Raw genomic sequence first — 2,623 nt, forward strand, 5'->3', positions numbered from 1 at the left:
CACGCCAGCAGCCACAGGTCGGTGTTGATTGTCTCCAGACGTGTCACCACCTCGTTTGCCACATAGTACCGCTCGGCGGAGTTGAGCAGGTTGACCTTGTGCTTCTCCTTATTGCCATCAGAGCCTGTGACAGTGTAGCTACCAGAAGTGACAAGCTGTTGCATGAAGGGATAGAGAGCCGCCATCTGTGCGGCCGCGTCAGTCAGCTCATCGGACACCAGCACCGCTATCGCCGTACCTTTAAGGTGTCCCGGCACCGATTTACGCAACAGGTCGCAGTTCTTGGGTATCTCCGTAAGCACCAGTTCTCCGGCACGCTTTATCTGATAGAGATTCTGCATGGCACCCTGGGCGTTGGAAAGATACTCAAGCATCTTGTTCTCGACGGAGTGAACGCGGTCGAGTGCTACTGTCACGGCGGCTTCAGCCGCGATGATCTTCTCCTGGGTTGACTTGCGCTTCTTGTGGATATTGTTAAGCTCCACGGTCTGCGCTATCACCGCCGCCGTGAGCGTCGGGTCGGTCTGTTGCGCCATCATGTCCGCTCCCGGAATGACAAGGAGGGATAGAGCGAGCAGGGATGTTTTCGGTTTGATAGTCTTCATCGGTCAGTCATATTTTTAAGCCGGAGGCGCGTTGCTCGGCGAGGTTATCGTCACGGTCATGTTTGGTAGGGAGTATCTTGATTGAGGAGCGTTTACCAAGCAGGCAGTCGTTCCAGTCCTTGAAGTCCTTAGGCGGCTGCCACTGCCCCATGCGGTAACGCACGGAGATATGCGGTTCAAACTGGGTGTAGGCAGAGCGGTCGGGTGACACCGGAAAACTCTTGCCTTTGGCCTCCACCATCAAGCCCTCCGGCGTCTTGGTGATTTTCAGTGGTATCTCCTCGACAAGAGCCATGAGGCGGAGACCGTTGATACGTCCGGCAAGGTCGTTGTCGAAGCAGTCGTAGGCACGAGCGTTTGGAAAACGCTCCATCACGCCAAGTACCTGACGGTCGGAGAACGTGCCGCCGAGGGAGACAAGGGCGATATTCTCGCCTAACCGGGGCCGGTTCAGCTGGAAAAAAGCCATAGCGTCAAAGGCGGATTCACAGAAGAACACATGACGCACGAGACCGTTGTTGCCGTGCGACAGGTCGGCCACCCACGCCGCCGTGGAGGAATTGGTGCCGGCGGCCTTTGACTTGTAACCGCTCACGCCGCGGATCTCATATCCCACAGTCTTGTCACTCCCGGCTTCCGTGTAGGGGAAGCCAATATTGTAGCCGTTGAAATTCTCGTTGCGTCTGTCAGACACAAGGGAAATGAACGGGGCGAGAGCCTTGACCGTATCTGCCGACAGTCCGCGCTGTGCGAACAGCCGGGGGATATTGGCCGCGTCCAGTTCCTTGACACGGTAGCGCGAAGGGTCGAACACCTGAGGCGCGGATGCCGAGCGTACATAATCCCGGTCGCGGTCATAATCCGGCTCCGGCATATTGGCGAACTGCGCCATCACTTTCGCTATCTTTTGCCATTCAGTAAGCCCGATGACATTGAATGATGAAAGATTCTCGCGTATGAACGACACCACGTCACCCTTTGAGCCGTCACGTCGGAAGAAAGTCTGCGAAGCCTTGTCTCGGCGGTTGCTGACGATGATTGTGTCGCGCTTGTCGCGTCCCTCGCCCAGCACAAGCTCGATGTACCGGCCCACACCTGCCTTGCGGTCGAGGCGGTAGCCGAGCGAATAGGCGACATCATCAATACCCACACGCGATTTAAGTTCCTTGAACTTTACCTTATAGTCAGCCGGTGCCATAGCTTCAGACGATTGAGAGTGACTTGGAGGCGCGGCGGTCGATGCCTGCTATCTCCGATTCATAATTCTTGCGTATCGCGCTTCCGAGGAATATATCTTTCTCGCGTTGGTCGGTAAGCTGGAAATACATTCTCGCGGTTGAACGCTCGATGGGCTTCATGCCGAGATCGACGCCGTTGTATGAGGCACGCAGGGCGAAGTCGCCGGAGCGGGTCTTGATTATGGCGGCGTTCCTGAACGGGCATATCTCGTCCTCCAAAGGTGCCATCAGAGGGTCGTTCTTAGCCAGATAAGGCTGTTCGCCGAGCGATATGCGCTGTGCGTCCACACGGTCGAGTATCATTTCCGAAGCCTTGTTGACATCGGCCATCACCGACACGATGAACTTCGGCTCCTGCCGGAGCGCGCCTATCCATGAATCGAGGTAGGCCGCCGAGTTGTCGGTGACTTTTGAGTCGAAGCCCATAGAGTGGCTTATCATGGCCGCTGTAAGCTCGGCCACCAGTTCCTCTTTCGCATATTTCGGGTCGCCGAACTTCGCGCCCGCCTCACGGTTGAGCCTTTCGGGTGTCATGGTGGAGTGCGTCATTTCGTGTAGCATGGTCGAGTAGAACTCCATGCCGTCGCGGTATATGTCCTCCGGAGTCGTGCCCTTGTTGAACTGCTGCTTCATGGGAAGCACCACAATATCACGCGAGGGGGAATAGTATGCGCCCTTCTCCTTGCGGTCGGCCTGTATGGGACAGAGCCATGTCTGCTCGGCAACCATGCGGTCGAGTGCGCCGTGGGCGTACATACCCTGAGTGTCGCGCATTTCAGG

3 protein-coding genes are annotated in these 2,623 nt (G+C 56.7%); all 3 read right to left on the reverse strand.

The window, feature by feature from the left end:
- Window positions 1-605, reverse strand: a 605-nt coding sequence (locus K2I50_RS08060) for a hypothetical protein (protein ID WP_301025823.1), incomplete at its 3' end; no start/stop codon positions are given.
- Between the two features lie 7 nt (window positions 606-612).
- Complete coding sequence (locus tag K2I50_RS08065; RefSeq protein ID WP_301025824.1) at window positions 613-1,803, reverse strand: toprim domain-containing protein; 1,191 nt, start codon at window positions 1,801-1,803, stop codon at window positions 613-615.
- 4 nt (window positions 1,804-1,807) lie between these two features.
- On the reverse strand, window positions 1,808-2,623 hold an 816-nt coding region (locus K2I50_RS08070; RefSeq protein WP_301025825.1), incomplete at its 5' end, for a zincin-like metallopeptidase domain-containing protein.

The sequence above is a fragment of the Muribaculum sp. genome (assembly GCF_029051885.1).
GTDB lineage: Bacteria > Bacteroidota > Bacteroidia > Bacteroidales > Muribaculaceae > Muribaculum.

Coding starts and splice junctions, on each gene's coding strand:
- K2I50_RS08065 (WP_301025824.1), bottom strand. CDS start 1,803: ATGGCACCGGCTGACTATAAGGTAAAGTTCAAGGAACTTAAATCGCGT.